The following is a 615-nucleotide window of genomic DNA, read 5'->3' as shown; positions in this document are numbered from 1 at the left end:
GGCATCAAGGCTTCGCGGGAGCGTGTCGTCGCTCGGGACGACGAAGATCGCCAGAGCTTCCTGCGCAAGCGCGGCTTCTCCAAGGCGGATACGACGAAGATCATCGATGCCGTGCTTTCGGAGGAAGGGCACCCGCCCGCCTCGATTTTCGACTTCGTGCAGGGCATTACACGGGTGGCGCGCGACAAGCCGCATCAGGATGTTCGCCTGGAGATGGAGGGCAAGGCCAAGAAGCTTCTCGATCTGGCAGCATGATACTGCAATGCTGCGCGCGGCGGGAGTAGATAACGTCACCGGGCTGGCTGCTGATGCCGCCAGTTTCGAACATGTGCATCGCTGCGGCGCGCAGCACACGGCCTGCGCTGCAGGTCTGGCAAACACATCTATCAGGTCTAGGTGTGCGCTGCACAAAATCGCAATGCTGCTATGCACAATTAATGCTTCTCGGGAGCGTGGAAGGGAGTAGGTTGTCGGTATCAAGTTTCGTCCGGGTCACCTCCTCCCGACCTCGGCGATCAGGGACGGCATTTATTCCTCCCGAATGCTGTCGTCCAAATCAAGCCCGCCGCACCTCCTCCCGCGGCGGGCTTTTTCGTTGTGCGAGCGGCGGCTTCT

General features: G+C 60.7%; 1 pseudogene. It reads left to right on the top strand.

What is annotated here, in order from left to right:
• A pseudogene (locus NKJ32_RS35460) lies at positions 1 to 255 on the top strand (hypothetical protein); the annotation flags it as partial.
• Positions 256 to 615 lie beyond the last annotated feature (360 nt).

It is taken from the genome of Mesorhizobium sp. M0159 (assembly GCF_040322295.1).
In the GTDB taxonomy this organism is placed as follows: domain Bacteria; phylum Pseudomonadota; class Alphaproteobacteria; order Rhizobiales; family Rhizobiaceae; genus Mesorhizobium.
The sequence above is the reverse complement of the archived record's forward strand: the minus strand, read 5'-3'. Positions and strand labels throughout refer to the sequence as shown.